The following is a 25,279-nucleotide window of genomic DNA, read 5'->3' as shown; positions in this document are numbered from 1 at the left end:
TCATAAAAGATCTGGTGGCTATAGCAAAGAGGTCACACCTGTTCCCATGCCGAACACAGTAGTTAAGCTCTTTTGCGCCGATGGTAGTTGGGACTTTGTCCCTGTGAGAGTAGGACGTCGCCAGGCTATTATTTAATTAATTAAATTTTCAACCATAGAAAAGACTCAATTAGTGTACCAACTAGTTGAGTCTTTTTTAAAATTTATTTTCCACTATAAAATTCAATACTATCTACATCTTTCATCCATTCTTTCGCATTAGAGCCATCCGTGTTCGCTATCCATAGCTTTTTTTCTGGATCGGTTAACGAAGTCCCTCTATACCAAATTAGCTTATCAATTGACTTCACATACTGAGGTGAGTAATCACCATATCCTTTTGGTGGGTGTGTAATTTGTGTTTGTTTACTTTTTTTAACTTCAATTGCGTATAGAGCCGGTAATGGTTGTTTTCTAATGTCATTGGACCACTCTTTCTCCTCTACTCTCGACGTGACGATGGCGTTATTTGAAATCCAATCAAAATCAAGCTCCATAAAATTTGGTGGTGTGTACGTGTTCGACACAGGCATTTCTTGTAGCTTGAGATCCTTATTTTTAAAGCCAAACACAATTCGGCCACCACCTGCAATATAAGCAATTATATCCCGAGAAGGAGCCCACTTTGGTTCGCCAACACCGAAAATAACTTCATCTAATACTTCGAATTTTTTTCCATCCTTAGAAAGGACACAAAGCATATTACTATCCATTGACCAGGATGCTGTCGGCGACACGATAAACGAAATCCATTTGTTAGTAGGGGAATAAGAAAAGTGACTTGCGTTGACTGCAAGGATACTTTTGCCATCGAAGCCAACTTCTTTTGGTAAAGTAAAAAGTTCCTTCACACCACCAAACAAATTAGTATCTCCGTAATTGTCATTCAGCTTTTTCGTATAAAGAGTTGCACTAGACCAACCATCTGGTTTTAGGTTTCCGGCTGATGATAACAAAAACCCGCTGCCATCTGGTAACCAGGAGTAACTATCTACACCTGATGCGATATTATAAAACTGATTTAAATCTGAAATATCTAAGATGCCTTTATCTTGATAGGCAATTATAGGTTTATTGGGAGACCATTTTGGCGAATACCCATCATAAAAAACTTTCTTCCTTTCTCCTGTTTCTACTTCATAGGCCCAAAGCTCATTTTGTTCTTGGCTACTATGGTGTACGTCTGTAGTCTGTTCTTGGTAGAGTAACCATTTCCCGTCATGAGACCACTTTAGAGTTTCAAACACCTTGCCACTATCAGTTATTTGTGTTTCCTCACCGTCCATATAAATCCATACGTTTCCACTTCGGATAAAGCCAGCTTTGCTATTTGCAGCTTCTACAGTCGTTGGTAATAAAACCAGCATAATTACCAATGTCATAAATAATTTCATGCCATGTATTCCTTTCATTATGCGTTTTACCTCTAATATCTGTCTATTTTTTTAAAATATGTAATAGGGATTAGGGAGGGGGTTCTCGAATGAGGGGACTGGGAAACGGTCTCTTACTATTGAAAGTGGGAGCATCTTGTATTTTTTAAACTACAAGACGCTCCCACTATAGATGCTCTAAGATATACTCGTGCTCCTTATTATTTCTTAGCTTTCCGTTTAAAGAAAGCACTTAAGTTCTTCTTATTAGTTGAAGGATTTTTGGAGTGCTTAAAGAAATCAGTTTGCTGATTGTAATCATCCTTTTCCATTAATTCTTTTGCTTTAGTAAATAATACAGTCATTGAATACACCTCCCTAAATGTTAGTGAATAAAAGATAGAGCGAGAAAACAAAAGATAATAAGTGATATAATCTTGTATATAAAGGTATATAGTAGTATACGGCGCATTATCATTTATTATTCCATTATAAAGGACGAAACTAGTATTATGCAAAAGTAATTTTTTTGAAATTATTGGTAATAGCTGTGATGAAAAAATTATAAAAAAGTAGAAACCATCTCCTTATGGTTGAATACAATTGAAGAAAAGGAGATGATCGTATGGGTTACCGGTTAGGTCAACGTGAAAAGCTTGAGCATCAAGATCGTTGCATGAAGTGTAACAAGATAATAAATACCGTAGCGGAAAGAGATCTCTTAGTTTGTGATCGTTGTTCGAAAAGAAAAAAGATAAAATATCATTAGACGTTGATTTTCATCTAGTAAACTGTCGTCTACATAGGCCAAAATAAATTTAACCAACCATTCTTATAATTGTCTGGTAGCTATTGTTAATCCAACTTGCTTTTCTAATGGTTTTTGACAGTGAAAAACACTCATTCTAACTGTCTTGGCCCACCTGGTTCTGTCAGAAGTTCAATTAGTTTACTAATATTTACCATTAGTTTACAATCAAATTGAATACTATTAATTGGGAGGATTCACAATGTATGATGTTTTAATTGTTGGCGGAGGACCTGCTGGGTCAAGTGCAGCTATTTTCACAGCAAAGGCAGGTAAGAAAACAGTTGTTATTGATAATAATAAAGGTGTAACTAAGCGTGCCTGGGTAAAAAATCACTATGGTGTCGTTGACGTAGAAGGACCTGACCTTGTTGAAACAGGACGGAAGCAAGCTAGTGTGTATGGTGCAGATTATGTGAGCGCAACTGTTACGAATATTACAAAAGATGATAGTGGATTTACCGTAGAGACAGATGAAGAAACGTATCAAGCGCAGCATGTTATTTTGGCTACCGGTTTTGCAACAGATTTAGCTGAGAAAATCGGTCTAAAGACAAAAGAAGGCACGGAACCTCGTGTGAAAACAATTTTAGATTTAGATGAACAAGGCAAGACAAATGTTGAGGGCATTTGGGGAGCAGGAACAATTGCAGGCGTCAGCGTCCATACGATTATTACAGCCGGAAATGGTGCAAACGTAGCTATTAACCTACTAAGCGAGATCGATGGCGAGCGCTATGTTGATCATGATGTTTTGAAAAAGTAACCAATTACAGGGACGGTTTCTTTGTTTTTTGTGTATATTTTTTCCAGTTTGGTAGATGATAATCAAGATGACCTTTTTTGCGACAAAAAGTGAGTGCATTTTCTTGACAATGCAAGCTCATTTTAACATAATTACAACTGTACTATAATTATAATAATTATTGTATGCTAATAATTATACAAAAATCACTCATTTAAACAATCATCTAGGAGGAATTTAGACATGTCAGTAATAGGTACTAAAGTAAAACCATTTACAGCACAAGCTTACAAAAACGGAGATTTCGTAGAGGTAACAGAAGAAAATTTCAAAGGTCAATGGACAGTGCTTTGCTTTTATCCAGCAGATTTCACTTTCGTATGTCCCACAGAACTTGAAGACCTTGAAAATGAATATGCAAATTTAAAAGAACTAGGTGCAGAAGTATACTCTTGCTCAACAGATACTCACTTTACGCATAAAGCATGGCATGAGTCATCAGAAGCAATCGGAAAAGTTACATATACCATGATTGGTGATCCATCTTTAAATCTACCTAAAAACTTTGAAGTACTACGTGAAGAACAAGGACTTGCTGATCGTGGAACATTTATCATTGATCCGGACGGCGTCATTCAAGCTGCTGAAATTACTGCAGAAGGAATCGGTCGTGACGCAAGCGGACTAATTGATAAGATTAAAGCAGCACAATACGTGCATAACAATCCTGGCGAAGTTTGCCCGGCTAAATGGAAAGAAGGAAGTGAAACACTGAAGCCAAGTATTGATCTAGTAGGTAAAATCTAAGGGGTGTAAACAAGCATGCTTGAAAAAGATATAAAAGCACAATTAAACCAATACTTAGAACTATTAGAAAATGACATTGTTCTAAAGGTTAGTGCAGGTTCTGATAAGGTATCAAACGATATTTTAGAACTTGTAAATGAAATAGCTACTATGTCATCAAAAATTTCAGTAGAAGAAACTGAATTAGATCGTACCCCTAGCTTTAGTGTAAATCGTGTTGGGGAAGATTCGGGAATTGTTTTTGCTGGTATTCCGTTAGGTCACGAATTCACTTCACTCGTATTGGCACTATTACAAGTAAGTGGGCGAGCGCCTAAGGTGGATCAAAGTGTTATTGACCAGGTGAAAAATATTAGTGGAGAATATCATTTTGAGACGTTCGTTAGCTTAAGCTGCCACAACTGTCCGGATGTTGTACAAGCTCTGAACATCATGAGTGTCCTTAATCCTAATATCACTCATACGATGATTGATGGTGCGGTAAATAAGGAAGAGGCAGAAAAACGAAATGTACGAGCTGTCCCTGCTGTATACTTAAACGGCGAGTTTTGGAATGGTGGTCGTATTTCCATTCAAGAAATTCTTGCTAAATTGGGCGAGGGACCAAATGCAGAAGAGTTTACCGAGAAAGAGCCGTATGATGTTCTTGTCGTTGGTGGTGGCCCAGCTGGTGCAAGTTCAGCCATTTACGCCTCTCGAAAAGGGATTCGTACCGGAATTGTTGCGGAACGCTTTGGTGGTCAAGTTCTCGATACCTTAAGTATTGAAAACTTCGTCAGTGTCAAAGCAACAGAAGGACCTAAGCTTGCTCAAGCACTTGAAGAGCATGTCAAAGAGTATAATATTGATGTCATGGACTTACAACGTGCCAAGCGTTTAGAAAAAAAAGATCTGGTTGAAATCGAACTCGAAAACGGTGCCGTTCTGAAGAGTAAAACGGTCATCATTTCAACAGGTGCGCGCTGGCGTAATATTAACGTTCCTGGTGAACATGAACTAAAGAACAAAGGGGTAGCCTATTGCCCTCACTGTGATGGTCCATTGTACGAAGGTAAAGATGTGGCTGTTATCGGCGGCGGTAACTCTGGTATCGAAGCTGCCATTGACTTAGCAGGTATTGTCAAACATGTGACTGTTGTTGAGTTTGCACCAGAGATTAAAGCGGACCAAGTTCTTCAAAATCGCCTGTACAGCTTACCAAATGTAACAGTTATTACGAACGCTGCAACAAAAGAAATTACTGGTACGGATAATGTTAATGGTCTTACTTATACAGACCGTGACACAGGAGAAGAACATCATATTGAATTACAAGGTGTATTTGTCCAAATCGGACTTGTACCAAATACCGAATGGTTAGAAGGTACACTTGAGCGTAGTAAGATGGGCGAGATCATTGTTGATAAGCACGGAGCTACCTCAATCCCAGGCGTATTTGCTGCAGGGGATTGTACCGATAGCGCCTATAACCAGATAATTATCTCCATGGGATCCGGAGCAACAGCCGCCCTTGGTGCATTTGATTATCTAATACGTAACTAGAAGCGCGGGGCGGTTCTTCTGCTTCCTTTTGAAGGAAGTAGGGGAACCGGCTTTTTTTAAAAAGATCCAAGAGCTGTCTAGCTCCCGGCGCTTTTCTCATTTTGAAAGAATTGTCGAATTTCTAAATAAAAAGTTCCCAAGCTAAGGGTAACTTCTACTTAGGATATAAGGAGTAATTTAAAGGATATATACGGAATATCTACTAAATGTTTTCAGCGTTTAAATGGTTCGTATCATATGTATAATATTTATTAAATTTACCGTTTGAATGATGCATGTAAGACATATACAATTTAAGATAATACTTTATGTTTTCAATCAATTAGTCTTGTTTTTTATTACAAAATAAGAAACAAGACTAGAGGAAACTGCTACATAAAGAAATAGTAGCAACGTAGAACTAACTAAAGGAGTGTTATACATGTTTAACTTTACGTGGAAAAAACTAGGGATAATTACTGGGTTATCATTATCTCTTGTAGTAGCTGGTTGTGGACAAGCAGACAATGGAAGAGAAAGTGACAAACCGGAGGCTACAACGAGTGTTAGTGAAAAATTGGAATATACGATTACTGGTATTGAGCCCGGGGCTGGTCAAACGGAGACAAATGAAAAGGCTATAGCTGAGTATGAAAGTCTAGCTGGTTGGAAACAAGAAACAGCTTCTTCAGCTGCCATGTTAACAGCGTTAGGTAATGCTATTGATAACGAAGAACCTATTATTGTTGCTGCATGGTCTCCTCACTATAAATTTGCAAAATGGGATTTAAAGTACTTAGAAGATCCTAAAGGTGTCTTTGGTGACGAGGAATACATTACTACAATTGTAAGGCGAGGCTTAAAAGATGATATGCCTAATGCTTATACGATTTTAGATAAAATTCATTGGGAATTACCAGAAATGGAAGCTGCCCTACTAAAAGCTCAAGAAATGGATTTTGAATTTGAAGCAGTAGCTCAAGAATGGGTGGATGGGAATCAGGAAAAGGTTTCAACATGGACAGAAGGTGTAGAATCTGTTGATGGTACTTCGATAAATTTAGCTTCAACTTCTTGGGATACAGAGTTATTTTCAGCGAATGTAGCCAAAATAGTATTAGAACAACAAGGGTTTGATGTTACGCTTACAGTAGTTGATCCTTCTGTTTTGTTTGGAGCAATTTCATCAGGTGACGTTGATGCTTCCCTTTCTCCGTGGATGCCAACAACACATGGTGCTTTTTATGAAGAGTATGAAGGTCAATTTGAAGAATTAGGACCAAACTTAGAAGGTGCAAAGATTGGGTTAGCCGTACCAACCTATATGGACATTGATTCGATTGAAGATCTCGAGCCTGCAGAGTAAGCACTGGAACCGTCTTTTTTTATCTTAATTCCAAAGCGAAGGCTCCTTTTGTGTTTATTAGGTTCTGTAGAAGTACCAGAGCTTGCCCCTTTGCTTAAAAAATATTTTGGGATTGACTATTGATACTAATTGTTATAACATTCAGTAAATTAGATATAATTCAAAATGCAGTGATGAAGAGAAGTAAACAGAAAGAACACGTTAGAGAGCTGATGGTTGGTGGAAATCAGTGTGGAACTTTTGTTGAATGGGCTTCTGAGCAACCAAGCTGAACTAGTAGTAGGCTTCGGCGGAAAGTCTTCCGATAAAAGAGACAGGTGTATCGATGAGTAGACCGCTCGTTCTGTACATGAGAGTGCGTTTATATTTACCATAAGCGAATGAAGGTGGCACCACGGGTTTTCCGTCCTTATTTTTAGGATGGGAAACCCTTTTTTAATGTATAAAATTTTCGTGAGGTGAGTTTAGTGAGTAGAGTAGAGAAAGGTACAAAGTTAGATTTAGAAAGAATTATTTTTATCGGGAGGACTTTTGACGAATATTTGGATATGTTTTTACTTACCAAAGAAGATTTGGAAGGGAAGAAAATACTAGATTGTCCTTCAGGAGCTTGTTCTTTTACAGCAGTTGGAAATCGTTTAGGTTTAAATATCACAGCCTGTGATATTGCTTATTACCATTCAGGCGATGATTTAAGAAGGAAAGGCCATCAAGATATAGAACATGCCATGAATCATATGGTAAAAACGAAGGGCAATTATATATGGAATTATTTTAAAGATATTGAAGGACTTCGGAAACATCGTTTAAGTGCCCTCAAGGATTGTGCTGATGACATAGCAAAGTCGAATGATCGATATGTTCCAGTTACTTTACCTTCCTTACCGTTTGAGGATGAAGCTTTTGATGTTCTTCTTTCCGCCCATTTTCTGTTTATGTATGCGGACCGTTTAGATTATGAGTTTCATATAAAAACAATAAACGAATTATTAAGAGTAACAAAAGAAGAAATCCGTATCTTTCCCTTAGTTGATTTAGAAGGAAATCGCTATGAACATTTAGATAAAGTAAAAGGGCATCTCAAAGAGAACGGATGTAAATCTGAAGAAATCAAAGTGCCTTATGAATTTCAAAAAAATGCAAATTCAATGCTAGTGATAAAAAAGATAAAGAATTAATGGTATACTTATTTGTTTGGTGATGTAGGTGGAGTTCTAGAATAAGTAGTTACGTTTTTTTACTAACCGCAGTTTACGATTGCAATGTAAGTTAAATTTGGACAATCATATACTTTTAAAAAGGTGGAAATTAAATGGTTTTGGAAGCAGTTATGTTGCAAGTTAATCAAGGTATGGAAGAGGAGTATGAGGAAGCATTTCGATGGGACATGGGGACAGGATTGGTGTCCCACTTTTTTGAACGAAATACGAAATGGTTGTTTTTAACTATATATGAATATAGAACAGGGAAAGATTTTTTATGTGTTCAAATAGTAATCAAACAAACCATCCGCCAACCGATCTACTTATGGTGATTCATATTCCAAAAACCGATACTTGATAAAATAAACGAAATACAAGTATATGCCTACATGTAAGCCTTAAAAAAAACATCTGCCTAATTCACTCATAAGAAAAAAGAGTAGGGCACCCGGAGATAGACAGCTCTCTGAATTTTTTTATCCTTTCGTATCTTGAAAAAAGGGACACGAATCCTGTCCCCATGTCCCTAGTGAAAATAGAAGCTGAATATTGTATAATAGGGATATCAGAAAGGAGGTATAGAAATGGATGATGAAAGACTAAATAGAATGGAAGATATGTTATCTCAATTAGTTACAATGGTCGGTAACCTAAACACTAACCAGCAAAGCATGGAACAGAGACTTGATAGATTGGAACAAAGATTTGATAGTATGGAAAAGAAAAGTGAAGAACGACACTCTGAATTATTAGAGCGTTTTAAAGCACTGGAAGCAGACCAAGATTTCATATGGGAGAAAACAGTAAGAAATGAACGAGATATCGCCACACTAAAAAATAAGTCTAACTGAATAATCATGGTTATCAGTATAACTAAGGAAAAACACTTCAAAAATAAGAATATCCGCTCTAGTTGGACATCTCCGTCAAAAAACATCCATTAATTCCTCATGGATGCCAAGAAGTCATATTCTTTGATTCCATCATAATAACAACTAATTTTTGTTCATTTCTTCAAGTTTCCAAGTTTGCCCAATATAACTGAATAGATTTATAATTTTAATAGATTCAAATAAATAGGAGGGAAAATGAATGGAGTACACAAATCTTGGTCGTACTGGTATGAAGGTTAGTCGATTATGTCTAGGTACTATGAATTTTGGACCGGTAACGGAAGAAAAGGAAGCCCACCGTATTATGGATGCTGCGCTTGATGCAGGTGTCAACTTCTTCGATACTGCAAATGTGTATGGTGGTCAAGGCCGTCATGGTTGGACGGAAGAGATTATCGGACGTTGGTTTGCGCAAGGTGGTAATCGCAGGGAGAAAGTAGTACTTGCTACAAAAGTGTACAATCATATGGGAGACGAAAATGATGGGCCTAATGACGGAAGATTTTTATCCGCTTACAAAATTCGCCGCCATTTACAAGGATCACTAAAACGATTACAGACTGATCATATTGAGCTTTATCAAATGCACCATATTGACCGCAACGTTTCGTGGGAAGAGCTCTGGGAAGTCTTTCAAGCCGAAGTGAACAAAGGTACGATTGATTACGTCGGTTCAAGTAACTTTGCAGGCTGGGATTTAATCAAAGCACAGGCTGCGGCAAAGGAACGAAATTTCTTTGGACTAGTTTCTGAGCAGCATAAATACAGCCTGCTTTGTCGCTTACCAGAATTAGAAGTACTGCCGGCAGCGAAAGACCAGGGAATCGGTGTGATTGCTTGGAGTCCGCTTGATGGAGGATTACTAGGCGGTAATGCATTAAATCCAGCGCAAGGCTCCCGAACAGAAAAACAAAAAGAACGAATCGAAAAACATCGGAAACAATTGGAAGCCTTTTCGAACTTTTGTAAGGAATTAGGAGAGCGCGAGGCTGATGTGGCACTAGCCTGGGTATTACACAATCCAGCACTAGATGCGCCAATTATCGGACCGCGAACGCTGGAACAGTTTGAACAATCTTTACGTGCGGTGGAAATCAAATTGGATCAAGCTGCTCTCGACCGTTTAGATGAAATCTTCCCTGGTTATGAGGAAGCACCAAGACATTATGCTTGGTAAGAATGATTAACTCTATGGGCTTCTAATCATAATTGTTAATGCGTTGCGGGTCAGACTAATAAGACCAAAAAGGGTCAGATAATCTTATGTGGATAAATGTTCACGGGGAGGATCTGACCCTATATTTCGGATAAATTCTATTAAATTGGTAATCATATTACTATAATGTGCTTTGTTGGTTAAATACGGATAACATTCCCATATCAGACAATTTAAAGGAGGAATTCGATGAGAAACTTTTCACTAAAAAAGGCTTGTTCGATCTTATTTTTAATAAGTTTAATCTTGGTTCTTACTGCTTGTGGTGGAGAATCAACCGAAAATAATAACAATGAAGCTGCTGAAACAACAGATGAAAAAGGCAGTATCACAATTGGGATGAATAATTGGGCGGAAAATGTAGCTGTATCTAACATGTGGAAAATAATATTAGAAGAGAAAGGGTATGAAGTTGAACTACAACCAGTTGAAAAGGCTATTCTTTATGAGGGACTATCTGCTGGTGACTTGGATATTGGAATGGAAATTTGGCTTCCAAATACGGACAAGCCATTCTACGAAAAACATGAGGATGATATTGATTGGAGAGACACTTGGTATGAGGGTACAGATTTGGCTCTTGTAGTACCAAGCTATATGGAAGATATCAATAGTATTGAAGATCTTGTTGGGAATGAAGAACAGTTTGACTCTGAAATTATTGGAATCGACCCTGGTTCTAGTATCATGGGATTGACAGAAGAAGTAGTTGACCAATATGGTTTGAATATCAATTTAATTGGTTCGTCTGAGCCAAGTATGATAGCAGAACTACAAAATCGAATGGAGGCAGAAGAGCCTGTTGTCGTTACTCTTTGGAAACCACATTGGACCTTTGCTGAAATGGATTTAAAAATACTTGAAGATTCTAAAAAAATCTACGGTGAATCAGAGAATATATCTTACGCTGCACGTCTTGGTTTAGACGAAGATCAACCAGAAGTTGTAGAATGGTTTGACAATTTTATGCTAAATGACGAACAGCTAGGAAGTTTAATGGCTTCTCTAAATGAAGCAGAAACGGAAGAACAAGGCGCTCAAGTTTGGATTGATAATCACCAAGATTTGATTGAGGAATGGACTGGAACTGAACAATAACGAAATGGAGAGGATACCGTTGGGATCCTCTCTATTTTATAGGATACAGAAATCCTCGAGAAACACCAAGTGCTACAAAAGGACGACTGTCCACGGTGAGGTCGAGTAGAATTTCAAGGTTGTTGTATAGTAGTACAGCCATAATAGTATCAGGTAGGGTTTTGGAATATATGTTAAGGGAAGATAAATAAAGAGTTGAAGGGGTCTGATTATCAATATGGACAAGTGTCCAGGAGTGGAACCCGACCCCTTTTTACTCCTATCCATTTTCACATAATACATACATGCGTATTTTTGCTTGCACGTGTTATACTATAAAATGACACTAATAAATACTTATTATCGGAGGAACACATGCTTACATTTGAAGAAAAGTTAGAGATAATTGAATCCTTTTCAGAGGTACAACGAAAAGATGTGTCACTTGGTCGCGTCAATTTCCATTATGAAGAAAGTATCCAGGATAAAACGATCGTAGTCTATCATCTACATCCGAATGGGAATGGGTTTGTTTACGCAGAACTGATTGAAAATAAAAACTACTTAACTGACCATAAAGGCATGGTTAATATACGGGATTTCACAGAACAACAGCTTCGTAGCATTATTAAGGAGTCGATTGAATCCCTGTCAGAATCTACGTTTGAAGAGATTTGGATTAATAAGGAGAAACAAGAGCTAAGACTTGTCCATGATTTTGACCTGTGGAACGTATATGCAGAAGACATCTTGGATGGAACCTTTCCTACATATAAAGGAGCTGCCAGTTATCTAGAGCAAGAAGGGTTTTCGCGCAAGTAATGGGATAAGTTATTAGAAAGTCTCCACACCATCTGAAAAAGACCAACAATTTTATATTTTGGAACGCTTAATGATGGGATAAGACCCTCCATGTAAGAAATGTCCACGAGTGGTCGTCTTTTTTTCGTAATAAAAGGACTGGATTTGCAACGTAAAGTGAGATTGTAAGGATTACTAGGCACTAATGCAATGCAACATAAATTAAATCCCGCTATTAGTAATCAAGCTATTAGTGGGATTTTTGCGTGCAAAAAATCAGTGAAAGTCATTCTGAAGAAGCACCTAATTGACACTTCCTAGCAATTATAGATTTGAATACACAATTTATGGAGGTCGTCCATAGAAAACATGGCTAAGTTCTAAAGTGCAGGAATAGTTGAAAGGCTTTACGTTTCGGAATTGCTTATTTTTTTATAATCACGGTAATTTCATTTAGTGTGTGTTATGATAAGGATAGTAGGTTAAATATAGAACTTTGGATTTTAAATCACTATTATCCTTTTATATATTAATTTATAGTATGTGGAGGAGTGATATATTGAGTAGTAAACAAGAGAACCTAGTTAATTATTCTGATTCTGAGATAAGAAACAATACATTAGAAGTGTTAGAACATATTTCGGACGGATATTATTTTTTAAATACGAACTGGGAATTTAGGTTTGTAAATAAGGCGGCAGAAGACTTTTTTGCAAAATCAAGAGAAGTGCTGATGGGGGGGACATGGGGACAGGAAAGGTGTCCCACATCCCACATTTGAGCAGGGAAATCGGTGTCAGACCCTATTGAAAGAGATTTGTTCTTGTGCGGATTAAAGTGGTTGGTATGGTCAATCTCCTCGCAAAGAGGAAATGCTCTTAGATGGAATTAAGTCAAGATATTAACTTTGCAACCCTATCAATTAACTAATACTTTTCGTGTCCACTTAACATGGAATAATATCCAATTTGTTTTTCGACAGGATACGACACCATATTAGCGAGTATAATCTCAAATTAATTGGATATCCTAATACATGTAGGAAGGAAAACAGAAATAAATGAGGTGTCAGTGAAAAACAACTTGGATAAACTTTAACTAAATTGAGGTTAAGGTAGGAATCACATTTCTTCATGAAAATGGGGTGTTGGTGATCCGACAAACAAGTGAAATGTAGTAGTAGTCATTAGCGAATCCTTTAAATGAGGTGTTAGCAATGGACAATGCTACAGAATGGTTTAAGTAACTCACCAAAGTATTTCAACCTTCCTGCAAAAGGCAGGGGCAAAACGAGCCCTTGTCTTTTTTTGCGAAAAAGGGGACATGGGGACAGGAAAGGTGTCCCACTTTTTTGAGCGAAATATGACAAATTGGTTGTTTTTGAAAATATAAGAATATATAACAGGGAAAGATTTATCTGTTGAAATAGTAATCAAACCCAATCAATTTAGTCAATTCCACACGAGTTCCAACATTACTACTATAGTGCATGGAGCATATTTCCAAAAATCGATATTTGATAAAAACGAGATACAGGCTATGCCTACCTGCAAGCCTTAATAGTAGAATAGAAACATATACCTATTTTGCTCATCAGAAAAGCGCGAGGCGCCTTGCAAGACCCGGCATAATACACTAATTGTTTCGTTTAACTTATTTGTTACAATTGAGTTATCATCAAGGTTTACATGGGAGGAATTATATTGAAAAAAACACTATTGATTGGGATTAACGGGTTCAGTTTCGGGAGAGAAAAATGCTAATAACATTAGAAATAACACAATGATTAGCATACATTCCGAACTGTATTTCGCAGCACAAACAGCAAACAAAAACGCTCAGAAAAATTCTGGGCGTTTTTATCGTATTCTTTATTTTCTTGTTAAACATAAGCACCCGTTAGTTGAACTATTCTTCTATAACTTCAATTTTCTCTGCACCTCTTTGGGGTGGGTTGGAATCAAGCTGTTCTTGGTTTGCATTATAATAAACTTTTACTTCCTGTCCCACTTCAAACCTTCCCTCTTTTATACTATACCAAGCACCATTATTTTTCTGTGCTAAATTATTTATTTGCCTTTCATCTTTTCCTTCAATTTGTTCTTTTGTAACATTTGGAATAAGAAGGACTTGAACTCTACCGTCATCCTTGACAAGACTTACTATTCCTGTTTCCTCTACAATATTTTCTTCTAAATCCCTTACTTCATTCTCTTCCATCCCGTTGCCTGAACTGTTACCACAACCAGTTAAAAGCGTTACAAATACTAAACTCAGTATAAAAAAGTTTAACCTTTTCAATATCATCACTCCCTTATAAATTAGACGAACTACTTTGATATTTGTTCCATTAAATTTTGATGTACTTTCTTTCATTAACCTGCTAGTTAGTTGAACAAGCTCGTTCTGTTTCTCTATCTATATTTTAACATAAAATCCCAAAAAGCCTTTTATAAACAGGACCAACTCACTATTAGCATCATAAATGACGTTTAAAGTAACATAGCATTTAACACTCGTTTTAGCACCTTAATTTCAAGCTGTACATAAATCTATGTACCTTTGTTAAAAAGGTTGCTATTTGTAATGTGAATTCAGGTGTTAAAAACTAATAAATGTTGTTATATCAATAAAAGTAGGAGTACAAAACGCTATGCGATTTGTACTCCTATTTGGTGTGTTATTTACTGTTTTCTCTCCTAGAACTGAACCCGTTAGATTGGGATTGTAGTTCTTTTAAGTATAGCGGTAATTGGTTGTAGTGCAGAAAACGATAGTCAACCAAATCAATAATTCTACAACTGGAAAATTAGATGATGAAAATAACGAGGAAATTAACCAAAACACTGAAGTAGTCGATTCAAATATTACGAACGAAGATTTCTTACAAGCAGTTAAACAGTTAAAGCCTGATTTTCAGTTATCGGATTCAATAATTGGTGAACTAAAACTGCAACAGTTAAAAGTAAATCAAGGTTTTTATATTGTATGGACTGAATACTCTACCTAACACCGAACTACCAATATTGACGGTGTTCGATGCAGACAGAAATCCGATATATGTAGAATCTTTCAGAGAGCGAATTGAATCTATCAAATATATCGGGGAATACGTATTCGAAAAAGGTTTAATTGAAGTTAAATCATACGGCGCTTCATGGTCTGCTTCTGGTCAATGGGTTAACTTGCTTATGCTAAATGATGATTCAGTCCATGACATTTGGGATATCAAACGATTAGTAACGATTCCCGATTAAGTGATGAAGAGGGAATAATGGAATATTTCTATAGTTACGGTACTTATTTGATGATGCCGACATACCAGTAACAGTTTTCTAATGAAGAAACAACTCAAATAATTGTTAATCATACTTCCGAAGAAATACTTAAATACTTGTAGATGAAGATGAAAAAGTAGTTTCAAAAAATAAAGAGACAAATCAATTAAGGTACTTTTGGGACGATGAAAATTTAAAGTTTGTTAAAGAAGAATAACACTATTCAACGAGTTGAATAGGCCAATAATACCAATGCAAAAATTCCATAAAATTGATAGTTTTGCTTTTTTGCACTATTTATCAACATTAAACGTTAACAGAGCCTATTAAAAAAGGGACACGAATCCTGTCCCCATGTCCCTAAAAGTCTGGCGCGATGGCTCTTTTGATGAATAAAGTGATGAAGAATGCTCCGATGCATAAAGCTAATGCGAACCAATAGGCGTCATGGATCCCTTGAGTCATTGCTTCGTTTGCAATTTTTTCTGTGATTGGCTTGGTTTGTTTTGCCAGATAACTATCCTGGCCTTGGCTCATGATACTTACGAAAATAGAAACACCAAGCGCTCCACTAATTGGTTGCAGCGTGTTTGCGATTGCTGTTCCATGTGGATATAACTTCTTCGGCAATTCATTGAGCGCATTTGTATTGGCAGGCATCATAATGGCCGAAATGGACAACATGAGTACAATGTAGACAAGAATAAATGACCAAATTGGAATACCTGGATGGATATTGCTGAAAAATACCATGACTCCAATCAGAAGAAATGTCGCAGGAATCATTAATTTCCTAGGTCCAAACTTATCAAATAAGGTACCCATCACAGGTGACATCAATCCGTTCAATATTGCACCAGGTAAAAGTACTAATCCTGCCAATTTTGCTGAAAATCCGAGTGGTCCTTGCAAGTACATGGGCATAACGATTTCGGAAGCGAACATCGCCATGATGACAATGACAAACAAGGCGACACCTAATGTATAATTTTTATAACGGAAGACACGAACATCTAACAATGGTTCCTCTAATTTTAGTTGACGTAACACAAATAACAGCAAACTTAGTAAACTGATAGCGATAATCATAAGAATTTTAACGGACGTAAAACCTGCAGGATTTTCCCCTGCGCTACTAAATCCATAGACAATACCCCCAATCCCGATAGAGGATAAGATGATGGAAGGTATATCGACTTTAGGACGAGTAATTTCCCCAACATTTTCCAGATATTTGATAGCGAACAAAATAGAAAAGGCAGCGAAAGGGATAACGGTAATGAATAACCAACGCCAACCTAACATGTCAACAATGATACCCGATAAGGTAGGTCCAATTGCGGGTGCAAACATGATAACCAAGCCAAACGTCCCCATAATCTTTCCGCGAATGTCGGGCCGATACATTAGAAGCAATGCATTCATGATAACTGGTATTAACAACCCCGTTCCGACTGCTTGGGTCATCCGTCCTGCTAACAACATAGGGAAATTAATAGCAGATGCTGCTATGGTGGTTCCAATTAAAAAGATGGTCATGACACCGATGAACATCTGTCTCGTCGTGAACCATTGGATTAACAAGGCTGAGATAGGCATCAATACGCCCATTACTAGCATAAATCCTGTAGCCAACCATTGGACAGTTGGGGCATCTACAGCAAAAACGTCCATCAATTCTGTTAAGGCAATATTAAGTAATGTTTCGTTTAAAATGGCAAAAAAGGCACCAATCATAAACGTAATCATAATAGCTCTCGTATTTAATTTCGAAGTCATACTATTCCTCCAGTAATTTACAATATATTCACCTATAATCCAGTATAGATTTAAATTTATCAAGTAATATGCATGGCTTGTGGGACAAGGGGACAGGAACAGTGTCCCGCTTTTTTGAGCGAAATTTGCAATGGTTGTTTTTGAAAATATATGAAAGGTAAAGATTTTTAAGAGGGAAAGCAGATTCTACAAAACAACGCTAGTTTCACTAGTCTCGAACTGTCTCTCTGCATTTTCTCGGCAATGATTTATTTTTGAAGAATTTTATGTTGAAATTTTGCTGCTTAAACTGTTCTTTGCTTTCAATTATGGTATTATTCTACTAGAGATGAATGAGGGGAGAGAAAGTCAACATGGAGCAACTGTCTATGGATAGCCTTTTTGATGACTTTTGCGAATCAAAAAAAGACGCTACATCTAAAACAAAACAAATACTAATAAATCAGCAAAATGGAAAATCCTATCCAATCAGCCTTGTGCGAGATTTTAACGAATTCATAGATTATATAGAGCAACATTCTGTTCAAATCACCAAGACGTCGGAGTATATATCGAGAAAATACCTGCCAATGATCAATGAACGGATGTCCGTAAAAGCAGAGGGTGTAACAGCGCACTCCCAGCAGGAATACTATCCATATATTCATTTTTTCTATTACATCGCACTAGCAGGACGGTTAGTGGAGAAGGTTTCCCTTAATTCTACCAAACCTCAGTTAAAAGTGTCAGAAAGGTGGAATTTGTTTTCCAAACTAACAGACACGGAAAAGTACCTTTTTATGCTGGAAACTTTTTGGGTTGACGTCAATTGGTCAAGACTTCTTGACAACAAAAAAAACGCTGTACACCATATACTTCCTGATATTTTCGGAAAATTAGTTGGTGAAAGTTTAGGTTCCGGAATACAGCTAGACGAAAATCCATTGCTTTCTAACCTAACCTTTGATTGGCATCATTTCTTCCTTTATTTTGAATGGTTTGGAATTTGGAATTGTGAAAAGGATCAGGAAAGAATCAATCACTATGGCAAGAAAAGCTATTATTTTGTAAAAAATATTTTGCTTAGCCCTTTTGGTGAAAAAGTGGTTCCTGTGTTATTGGAATCTAGAAATTTAGAAGAATGGAACCTCCCACTCCGCCGGGAATATGGAGAAGTAAATCCTTTACCCGGGTCAAAATTACCTGAAGTGGAAGACCCAAAAACATACTCTAATGAGGAAGAGAATCTACCACCATTTTATCAGGCATTTTCCGATATTTTTGATAAGCGTGAGATTGGAAACACTATTCCTAGAAGTGAGCGAGCTTATACTCCTGGGGTCTACACATTTAAAGTAGCATATGATAAATATTCATGGTGTAAGGTGGTTTTATCAGCAAAGCACACAATGAATGATTTGCACGATATCATTATACGGGCATTTCAGTTGGATGATGATCATCTTTATTCCTTCTTTATGGATGGAATAAAGTGGTCCAGAGAGTGTATCGTTTCCCCTAATGATATTTCCGGAGATACGAATGCAGCAGAAACTACAATAGGTTCCGTTGGGTTACGCTTAGGGAAGCGGTTTCTTTACTTATTCGATTATGGGGCAGAATGGACATTTACTGTAACAGTGAAAAAAATGGAGGAAACTGAGACTGAACCACTAAAACCTTATATAAGTGAAAAAAGAGGAAATGGTCCAGAACAGTATTTTTGGGAATAACAAAAAGGCACAATCAGCTATTAACAGATAATCGCGCCTTTTTTCTCTTGCAAAACTACCGATTGTCCCTTTTAAGAACCTTTACATTAATGTTAGAGTCAGGCACCGAAAAAAGACATTTGTCCATTTGACGGTGCCTAACGCCTTCTTTGCAGCATTTTCTCGGCAATTGATTTATTTTGAATAATTTTAAAAATGTTCAGAATTTTATGTTGAAATTAATTCTTAACATTGTACTTATAGTATTTTGCAGGTATAATAACAATTTAAATATAAAATAAATTTTTAGAGGCGTATGAATAAAAAGGAGTATTAACATTATGACATTTAAAGAAATAAGCCCTAAAATCAATATTAAAGAAATGAAAGAGCTGGGCAAATTATCAGGAGAAACGTTAAAGCATAAGGAACAAAGGGATAATGAACTTAATGCAATTATTAAGGGTGAAGATGATCGCTTGTTTTTGGTAATTGGTCCTTGTTCATCTGATAATGAAGAAGCTGTTCTTGAATATGCTCGACGCTTAGCAAAATTACAAGAGGAAGTTAAGAATAAAATTTTTATTGTAATGAGGGTATATACCGCTAAACCTCGTACCAATGGTGATGGATATAAAGGCTTGATCCACCAGCCAGATTCAAAAGGTAATCCTAGCTTGATTAACGGTATCAAGGCTGTTCGTGATTTACATTATCGAGTAATTACTGAGACTGGTTTGACAACAGCAGATGAAATGCTTTATCCCGAAAATCTTCCTTTGATTGATGACCTTGTAAGCTACCATGCAATTGGGGCACGAAGTGTAGAAAATCAACAACATCGATTTGTTGCTAGTGGTATTGATGTACCAACTGGCATGAAAAATCCAACTTCAGGTAATTTGAACGTAATGTTTAATGGTATCTATGCTGCTCAACATGCACAAAATTTTCTATTTAATTACGCGGAAGTAGAAACGGAAGGTAATCCTCTTGCCCATGCAATTCTACGTGGAGGGTTAAATGAATACGGAAAAAGTATACCTAATTATTATACAGAAAATTTACTAGACGCAATTAAAATTTACGAAAAAATGCAGCTTAAAAATCCATTTATCATGATTGATACGAATCATAATAACTCTGGTAAACAATATTTAGAACAAATTCGTATCGTTCGTCAAATTTTAATTAATCGTGAATGGAATGATAAAATTAACAAATATGTTCGCGGCTTTATGATTGAATCTTATCTTGAAGAAGGGCGCCAAGACGAACCAATAGTATTTGGTAAATCAATTACAGACCCTTGTCTTGGATGGGGAAGTACAGAAGAACTTATTTATGAAATTTATAAAAGTTGTCATTGATTAAAATTTAAAGTTGCATCAGAAATACTTTAGGTACAAGGTACCCTTAGTGGAAATTTGTCCATTAAGGGTACCTGTACTGTTTTTCTGTAGGCTTAATTGCCAAAGAATAGGAAGTGTATCCAATAATGACTGACCTTTCTTATCGTTTATTGTGAGCAATCACCAACAATTTTTTCAACTAATTATTGGAGCATAATAGAAGTACATGAGAAACAGACTGCTTCTATATTTCAAAAATAACACTGTGGGTAATAGTATCTTTTTCTTTCGGAGATGATAACATTGCGAGGTGATCATTTGGCAATCGTATACTCAGGGGATAAATTAAAGAGTGTTTTAGAAGAAAAGGGTATAAAAAAGCTAAAATACCAATTATATAATTTATCCGAAAATGAGGACACGTTAGATAGCTTAAATAACCAAAATTTGTATTTTATAGTAAGAAATGATCCAACAACTGTTGTGGAGTGTAAGCTTTTCAAAACAGCGAAAGAAGTAGACGAGTCTAGAAATAAACCACTAAAGAATTACGAAGAGGTTCAACAATATGAGATGTTAAAAGGAATAGAAATTAATAAATACAATGGTTTTTATGAAGACCTTAATTTAGTGGAATTCTACAGCAACCGTTTAAATGGTAAAGCTGTCAAGAAAGAAGATATAGATGAACAAGCCTTCTACCTAATGGTTTCTGATGACATTTTAAAAGTAAAAATGGAAATATAAAATTTAGATATCACTTTAATTAAGGTCTCTGCACACTATAAGGACAAATGTCTACTAAAATCCCTGGCACCTTTAACCACTAGTGGACATTTGTCCTTGAATGGTACTTGGGCCCTTTTTATAAATATCATGAGTATAGATGCGAATGACTAGTGTTAAGAAATATTAAGGTGTGAAAATGGCTAAACAGGATATCCGAAAGCTAGACATGAAATTGTAGACGAATCAGAGGGAAAATCAAATCACCGGGAATACGGTGAAAAAAGCAATCAATTCTTTCACAAATATTCCTGGCTTTAAATTAATTGAAGGAGTTCACTAAAAAAGAATGCATTGATGAAAGTTATAAGCAATAAATAAAAACGGCATAACATTGAAGTTACACCGTTACTTTATTTTAACAAGTTTTAGACAAGTTCAATATGATAAAAACATACATTTTTTTCCAAATAAAAATAATCAGCCCGCAGAATTTATAATCTTTATTAAGCCGTGTCCTCTATAATTGGTAAATCATGTTTAACGATTGCCTTTTTCTCCCAAGCCTTGCTCTTCCAACGGAAATAGACAAATAATCCCCGGGCCCACTCATCTGCAATAAAGGCAATCCAAATACCGATCAATCCATAGCCTAAATGGATTCCCAGTAAATAATATAAAGGGACACTAAATAACCACACAACCGCGACAGATTCGATCATAACGAATTTTGCATCCCCTGCTCCGTTCAAAATACCTCCGTAGACAAGGTTTAAACATCTTCCAGGTTCCAGTAAGAAACCAAGAAGAAGCAGCAGGATACCCATTGAAATGATTTCAGGGTCGTTTGTAAATAGACTGAGTAATGGTTTACTGAATGTTGTAACAATAACAGTGACTCCTATGGCAACGATGATACTCCATCGTCCGCTGCGCAACCCTTGTTTATATGCGGCATCCATCTCCCCTGCACCAATTAAGTGGCCGATGACAATTTGTGATCCGCGCCCTAACGAGATTCCTAATATCATAACCAAAAATAAAATATTTAACGTATAAATCCTCGTTGCCAGCATCTGTGTACCTAAAAGTGTAATAAATCCAGTTGTAACAATCTGACTAAAGGAATATGAAATCATGGAAACGGATGACGGAATGCCGATTCGTAATATTTTCATTATCCGTTCTTTTTGCCAGCTGACAAATTCAATCCATTCAATTCTTAAATTCACTCTCTTATATAGCACTATTCCATAAGCAATCATCGCTAAAAATTGGCTGACTGCTGTAGAAATTGCCACTCCTGGAACTCCCCACTGCGGAAATCCTAACGCACCGGTGATAAATAAATAGTTACCTGTTATGTTTAAAATGTTCATTCCAAAGGTTACAAGCATTGTTTCCTTCGTGAATCCGTGTGTTTGTATAATTGCTGCCATGGTCACACTGACTGCTTGAAACACAAGTGCCCCCCCAACGATTAACAAGAACGTATTTGCCTGCTCAAATAGTTCCGGTTCGAGGGAAAAGAAACCTAATAAATTTCTGCTGAAGATCATGATGGTTGATGCAATGATTATTCCAAATAACAGATTAAGAAAAATAGCGTTTCCTGTAAGGAATTTGATATCATCGTATTTTTTAGCGCCAAGATATTGTGCTATCACAACCGATGCTCCAGTCGAAATAAATTGAAACAGGAAAAACATAAACATGATTAACTGATTGGCTACGCCTACCGATGCTACAGCTTCATCAGAAACTTGACTCAACATGAATGTATCGGCTGTCCGCAATGTCATATTCAGAAGCGACTCGATAAAAATCGGCCAGGTAATGGCGATGATTGATAACTTTTTTATATCTGGATTGTTCATCTTAATCTCCTTTTATTTATTGTTCACGAAGAAGGAGTGACCTCATGATACCTAGGCCACTCTTCACAACAATAAATTTATTTTTAAACGCAGGATTAAACTTGTCAGATTTACTCTCGTATACCGAGAGAATTGATTCTTTTATATTACTACACTAACTTAAAGAAAAGAAGAAGTTTTTGAGGAAGAAATTGTGTCCAATAGCGTACAATTTTTGATGGAAAAAGTTTGGTTGTAATAACGTATAAACAACACCCAACCCCAACGATTAAAAGAGAAATTTAAAAAATACCAGAACGTTCGTTTCTATAGTTGGCAGAAGATAGTATATATAGAATAGTAATTACATAGCAGGTGGGCGGTTGGCCATCTTCCTTATAGAAGGGAGGTGGTAGGATGACGACATATGAAGCATTAAGCCTAGTAGCACAATTTTGTTTAACATTATTAGCTACTCTAACACTTATTGTAACTATTGTCGTATATCTAAACAAAAAGAAGTAACCGTCCCACTGACTAATGTAAACGGCTACTTCTTTTGAATTATCACCAATACTTTGGTCAACCGCTCTTTATGCGGCCTGTAGTTACATTACCGGGTGGTTACAGCCACTCGGTTTTCTTTAATTTTATTATAATAATTTTTAAGTTTACAGTCAAACATGCTAAAATAATTTCTGGAAATAATAACCTCTGTGTAGGCTACCAGGTACTGTTTATGGACAAGTGTCCACAGATAGTACCTGGTGCCTTTTTCCATTTCCCACCTTAGTTTCTACCATCGAGTATTTTAGTGATTACAATGAAAGGAATAATAGCAAGGGTTGTAGTGTAGACTTACATTTTTTAAAGATAAAAGAGGATTTTCGTCGCTTGTTGTCGAAACGAATCAAAAAGTTGCTTGAAATACAGGAATTAAAATCATAGATAAAGGGAGGAAATATAATGAGGTTTTACAAAGATAAATGGTGGTACTCGACAGGTCTTATACTTATCCTATCACTGTTCGGTTTTCTTATTTTGCCTGTAATCCTAGCCATTGCACTATATATCGTCCAACTGGTAAAAAGAAAAAAGGTCTACACAATTCTTAGGGAAGATCAACTATTGAATACGCCAATAAAAGAAAAACAAGAAATGTTAGTAGATTTGGACCGCAGTATAGAACAAATAAATAAGGAAATAGAGGAGCAAAATACAGTCCTAAATAATAAAGAGGATCTCGTAGAAAAAATAATAAAAGAGACAGAATATTCTATTAGGATTGAGAATAAAGAAATTCTTGAGAATGCCGAGTTACAGGCAAAGAAATTAGTCGAGGAAGCGAATGAAAGTTTACAAGCAGTTGTAGATAAAACGACAGAGTACCAGAACAATATAAATGGCCTTACCGAAGAATATGATAAATTAGTTAAAGAGGTCAATAGATATCAAAATCAAGCTAGGAAATTTAAATCAGAGGTAACAGGCTTGAAAAATTTTGACCAACGATTTCCGCATTCAATTAACTTTGAGAATGTAGAAAGTTCAATAAAAGAATTAGAAGAACAACTAGATCCAGACTCTCTTCTAGGAACAGTTGTTAGGCTCTATTTGCATTCAGATCAATCGAAGGAATTACGTAAGCTATCGAATGCAACGAATAAAGAAATAAAGAATGTACTTGAAAAATATGAAGATAGATATTCAACAAAGGCTAATAAGACGATTTATAGCCTAATGATTATAGGGTTGCAAGCAGAAATGCAACTTTTGCTTTTCCAATTAAGATACAATAAATTAGACGAATCAGTACAGTTAGTAAAAGATATTATTACAAAATATTTGGCGATATGCGCTAGTGGTAATCAATCAATTCTAGCAACTATCACCAAATTCTTAACAGAAATTGAGCCTCTTTATATCGAGTTAATCAATATTGAATATAAATATTATATTTATAGAGAAAGAGAGAAAGAAGAGCAACGATTAATTAAAGAACAAATGAAACAGGAAGCTGCGGACAGAAAGCAGCTTGCGGAAGAACAAAAGAAACTAGAAAAAGAAGAACAAAAGTTCGAAATCGAAATGACAAGAAATAAGGAATTACTAGAACTAGAAACAGATCAGGAAAAGATAAAGCAATTAATGGATAGATTAAAAGAACTGGAAGGTCAAATGATAAATATAAAGGAAAAGAAAGAGGAAATTACTAGCTTATCACTAGGAAAGGCAGGTTACGTTTACGTCATTTCCAACTTAGGTTCATTTGGTGATAAAATGTTTAAAATCGGGATGACAAGGCGAATGGTTCCTCAGGACAGGATTGACGAATTAGGTGACGCGTCGGTGCCATTTAAATTTGATGTTCATGCAATGATTTTTAGTGACGATGCAGTTGGACTAGAACAAAAACTTCACTCCATACTAAATGAACAACGAGTAAATAAGGTAAACTATCGTAAGGAGTTTTTCAAGACAGACATTGTTAGTCTTAGAGAAATTGTAGAGGACATTGATCCAACAGTTGAGTTTGTCACAACAATGCTAGCAGAAGAGTATAATCAGACGTTATCAATTGAGAATTCCGTGGCTTAATGCATTACTGTGATGCATCAATTGATTTGTTTATTTAAATTCAGTTACCGGAGGGGTCATCTAAGGAGTAACTAAGGACTTACTTGCAGACTCAAACTCTATGTTGGAGGATAAAATGGATTTAAAACACTCATCAGGGTCTGTCACCATA

General features: G+C 36.3%; 23 protein-coding genes, 1 rRNA gene and 1 other annotated feature. Of the genes, 19 read left to right on the top strand and 5 right to left on the bottom strand.

All coding sequences use genetic code 11. From position 1 onward, the window contains the following. Positions 1-10 precede the first annotated feature (10 nt). Positions 11-126, top strand: a 5S ribosomal RNA gene (gene rrf / locus NC799_RS14580). Positions 127-203: 77 nt separating this feature from the next. Here the strand turns inward: rrf and NC799_RS14575 are convergent. Beyond that, positions 204-1,433 (bottom strand): TolB family protein, encoded by a 1,230-nt coding sequence (locus NC799_RS14575; RefSeq protein ID WP_272447174.1) that lies wholly within the window; start codon positions 1,431-1,433, stop codon positions 204-206. Between the two features lie 200 nt (positions 1,434-1,633). Next, positions 1,634-1,777, bottom strand: a complete 144-nt coding sequence (locus NC799_RS14570; protein ID WP_272447173.1) for a hypothetical protein — start codon at positions 1,775-1,777, stop codon at positions 1,634-1,636. 645 nt (positions 1,778-2,422) lie between these two features. Between NC799_RS14570 and NC799_RS14565 the strand changes: the two genes are divergently transcribed. The 11 genes from NC799_RS14565 (at position 2,423) to NC799_RS14515 (ending at position 12,629) form a co-directional block, all read left to right on the top strand. After that, on the top strand, positions 2,423-2,986 hold the full coding sequence (locus NC799_RS14565; protein ID WP_272447172.1) for an NAD(P)/FAD-dependent oxidoreductase: 564 nt from the start codon (positions 2,423-2,425) through the stop codon (positions 2,984-2,986). A 222-nt stretch (positions 2,987-3,208) separates the two neighbouring features. Further along, a complete protein-coding gene (ahpC, locus tag NC799_RS14560; RefSeq protein WP_272447171.1) occupies positions 3,209-3,772 on the top strand; it encodes an alkyl hydroperoxide reductase subunit C in 564 nt (187 codons plus the stop codon). 15 nt (positions 3,773-3,787) lie between these two features. Continuing rightward, on the top strand, positions 3,788-5,314 hold the full coding sequence (gene ahpF / locus NC799_RS14555) for an alkyl hydroperoxide reductase subunit F (RefSeq protein ID WP_272447170.1): 1,527 nt from the start codon (positions 3,788-3,790) through the stop codon (positions 5,312-5,314). A gap of 421 nt (positions 5,315-5,735) precedes the next feature. Then, positions 5,736-6,659, top strand: a complete 924-nt coding sequence (locus NC799_RS14550) for a glycine betaine ABC transporter substrate-binding protein (protein ID WP_272447169.1) — start codon at positions 5,736-5,738, stop codon at positions 6,657-6,659. A 161-nt stretch (positions 6,660-6,820) separates the two neighbouring features. Beyond that, positions 6,821-7,073: a binding site (T-box leader), on the top strand. 53 nt (positions 7,074-7,126) lie between these two features. Beyond that, positions 7,127-7,837, top strand: coding sequence for a class I SAM-dependent methyltransferase (locus NC799_RS14545; RefSeq protein WP_272447168.1), 711 nt, complete (start codon positions 7,127-7,129; stop codon positions 7,835-7,837). A 134-nt stretch (positions 7,838-7,971) separates the two neighbouring features. Next, positions 7,972-8,193 (top strand): hypothetical protein, encoded by a 222-nt coding sequence (locus tag NC799_RS14540; RefSeq protein ID WP_272447167.1) that lies wholly within the window; start codon positions 7,972-7,974, stop codon positions 8,191-8,193. Positions 8,194-8,445: 252 nt separating this feature from the next. Next, positions 8,446-8,712: a flagellar filament capping protein FliD gene (locus tag NC799_RS14535; protein WP_272447166.1), complete on the top strand. Its 267-nt coding sequence runs from the start codon at positions 8,446-8,448 to the stop codon at positions 8,710-8,712. Positions 8,713-8,953: 241 nt separating this feature from the next. Further along, on the top strand, positions 8,954-9,931 hold the full coding sequence (locus NC799_RS14530) for an aldo/keto reductase (protein ID WP_272447165.1): 978 nt from the start codon (positions 8,954-8,956) through the stop codon (positions 9,929-9,931). Positions 9,932-10,159: 228 nt separating this feature from the next. Continuing rightward, positions 10,160-11,068, top strand: a complete 909-nt coding sequence (locus NC799_RS14525; RefSeq protein ID WP_272447164.1) for a glycine betaine ABC transporter substrate-binding protein — start codon at positions 10,160-10,162, stop codon at positions 11,066-11,068. A gap of 354 nt (positions 11,069-11,422) precedes the next feature. Next, positions 11,423-11,869, top strand: a complete 447-nt coding sequence (locus NC799_RS14520; protein ID WP_272447163.1) for a hypothetical protein — start codon at positions 11,423-11,425, stop codon at positions 11,867-11,869. A gap of 538 nt (positions 11,870-12,407) precedes the next feature. Beyond that, positions 12,408-12,629 (top strand): PAS domain-containing protein, encoded by a 222-nt coding sequence (locus NC799_RS14515; protein ID WP_272447162.1) that lies wholly within the window; start codon positions 12,408-12,410, stop codon positions 12,627-12,629. Between the two features lie 1,127 nt (positions 12,630-13,756). Here the strand turns inward: NC799_RS14515 and NC799_RS14510 are convergent. After that, the gene (locus NC799_RS14510) at positions 13,757-14,224 is read right to left on the bottom strand and encodes a DUF3221 domain-containing protein (protein ID WP_272447161.1); all 468 of its coding nucleotides are present in this window, start codon (positions 14,222-14,224) and stop codon (positions 13,757-13,759) included. 385 nt (positions 14,225-14,609) lie between these two features. Between NC799_RS14510 and NC799_RS14505 the strand changes: the two genes are divergently transcribed. Both NC799_RS14505 and NC799_RS14500 read left to right on the top strand, forming a co-directional pair. Further along, positions 14,610-14,858 (top strand): hypothetical protein, encoded by a 249-nt coding sequence (locus NC799_RS14505; protein WP_272447160.1) that lies wholly within the window; start codon positions 14,610-14,612, stop codon positions 14,856-14,858. Then, positions 14,833-15,105: a hypothetical protein gene (locus NC799_RS14500; protein WP_272447159.1), complete on the top strand. Its 273-nt coding sequence runs from the start codon at positions 14,833-14,835 to the stop codon at positions 15,103-15,105. Before NC799_RS14505 ends, NC799_RS14500 begins: the two co-directional genes overlap by 26 nt. 381 nt (positions 15,106-15,486) lie before the next feature. Here the strand turns inward: NC799_RS14500 and NC799_RS14495 are convergent, their stop codons facing one another. Next, positions 15,487-16,905, bottom strand: a complete 1,419-nt coding sequence (locus tag NC799_RS14495) for an MDR family MFS transporter (RefSeq protein ID WP_272447158.1) — start codon at positions 16,903-16,905, stop codon at positions 15,487-15,489. Positions 16,906-17,258: 353 nt separating this feature from the next. Here NC799_RS14495 and NC799_RS14490 point away from each other — a divergent pair, with 353 nt between their 5' ends. The 3 genes from NC799_RS14490 (at position 17,259) to NC799_RS14480 (ending at position 20,695) form a co-directional block, all read left to right on the top strand. Beyond that, positions 17,259-18,617 carry an IS1096 element passenger TnpR family protein gene (locus NC799_RS14490; protein WP_272447157.1) on the top strand — a complete coding sequence of 453 codons (1,359 nt, stop codon included), beginning with the start codon at positions 17,259-17,261 and terminating at the stop codon, positions 18,615-18,617. Between the two features lie 320 nt (positions 18,618-18,937). Next, entirely contained in the window at positions 18,938-19,966 is a 1,029-nt protein-coding gene (locus NC799_RS14485; RefSeq protein ID WP_272447156.1) for a 3-deoxy-7-phosphoheptulonate synthase, read from the top strand. A gap of 300 nt (positions 19,967-20,266) precedes the next feature. Continuing rightward, entirely contained in the window at positions 20,267-20,695 is a 429-nt protein-coding gene (locus NC799_RS14480; protein ID WP_272447155.1) for a hypothetical protein, read from the top strand. A 485-nt stretch (positions 20,696-21,180) separates the two neighbouring features. Here the strand turns inward: NC799_RS14480 and NC799_RS14475 are convergent, their stop codons facing one another. Continuing rightward, positions 21,181-22,551, bottom strand: a complete 1,371-nt coding sequence (locus NC799_RS14475) for an MATE family efflux transporter (protein WP_272447154.1) — start codon at positions 22,549-22,551, stop codon at positions 21,181-21,183. A gap of 396 nt (positions 22,552-22,947) precedes the next feature. Here NC799_RS14475 and NC799_RS14470 point away from each other — a divergent pair, with 396 nt between their 5' ends. Next, on the top strand, positions 22,948-23,055 hold the full coding sequence (locus NC799_RS14470) for a putative holin-like toxin (protein ID WP_272447153.1): 108 nt from the start codon (positions 22,948-22,950) through the stop codon (positions 23,053-23,055). Positions 23,056-23,496: 441 nt separating this feature from the next. Further along, a complete protein-coding gene (locus tag NC799_RS14465; RefSeq protein WP_272447152.1) occupies positions 23,497-25,128 on the top strand; it encodes a GIY-YIG nuclease family protein in 1,632 nt (543 codons plus the stop codon). Positions 25,129-25,279: the final 151 nt, after the last annotated feature.

The organism is Aquibacillus salsiterrae (assembly GCF_028416595.1).
Classification (GTDB): Bacteria; Bacillota; Bacilli; order Bacillales; family Amphibacillaceae; genus Aquibacillus_A; species Aquibacillus_A salsiterrae.
The sequence above is the reverse complement of the archived record's forward strand: the minus strand, read 5'-3'. Positions and strand labels throughout refer to the sequence as shown.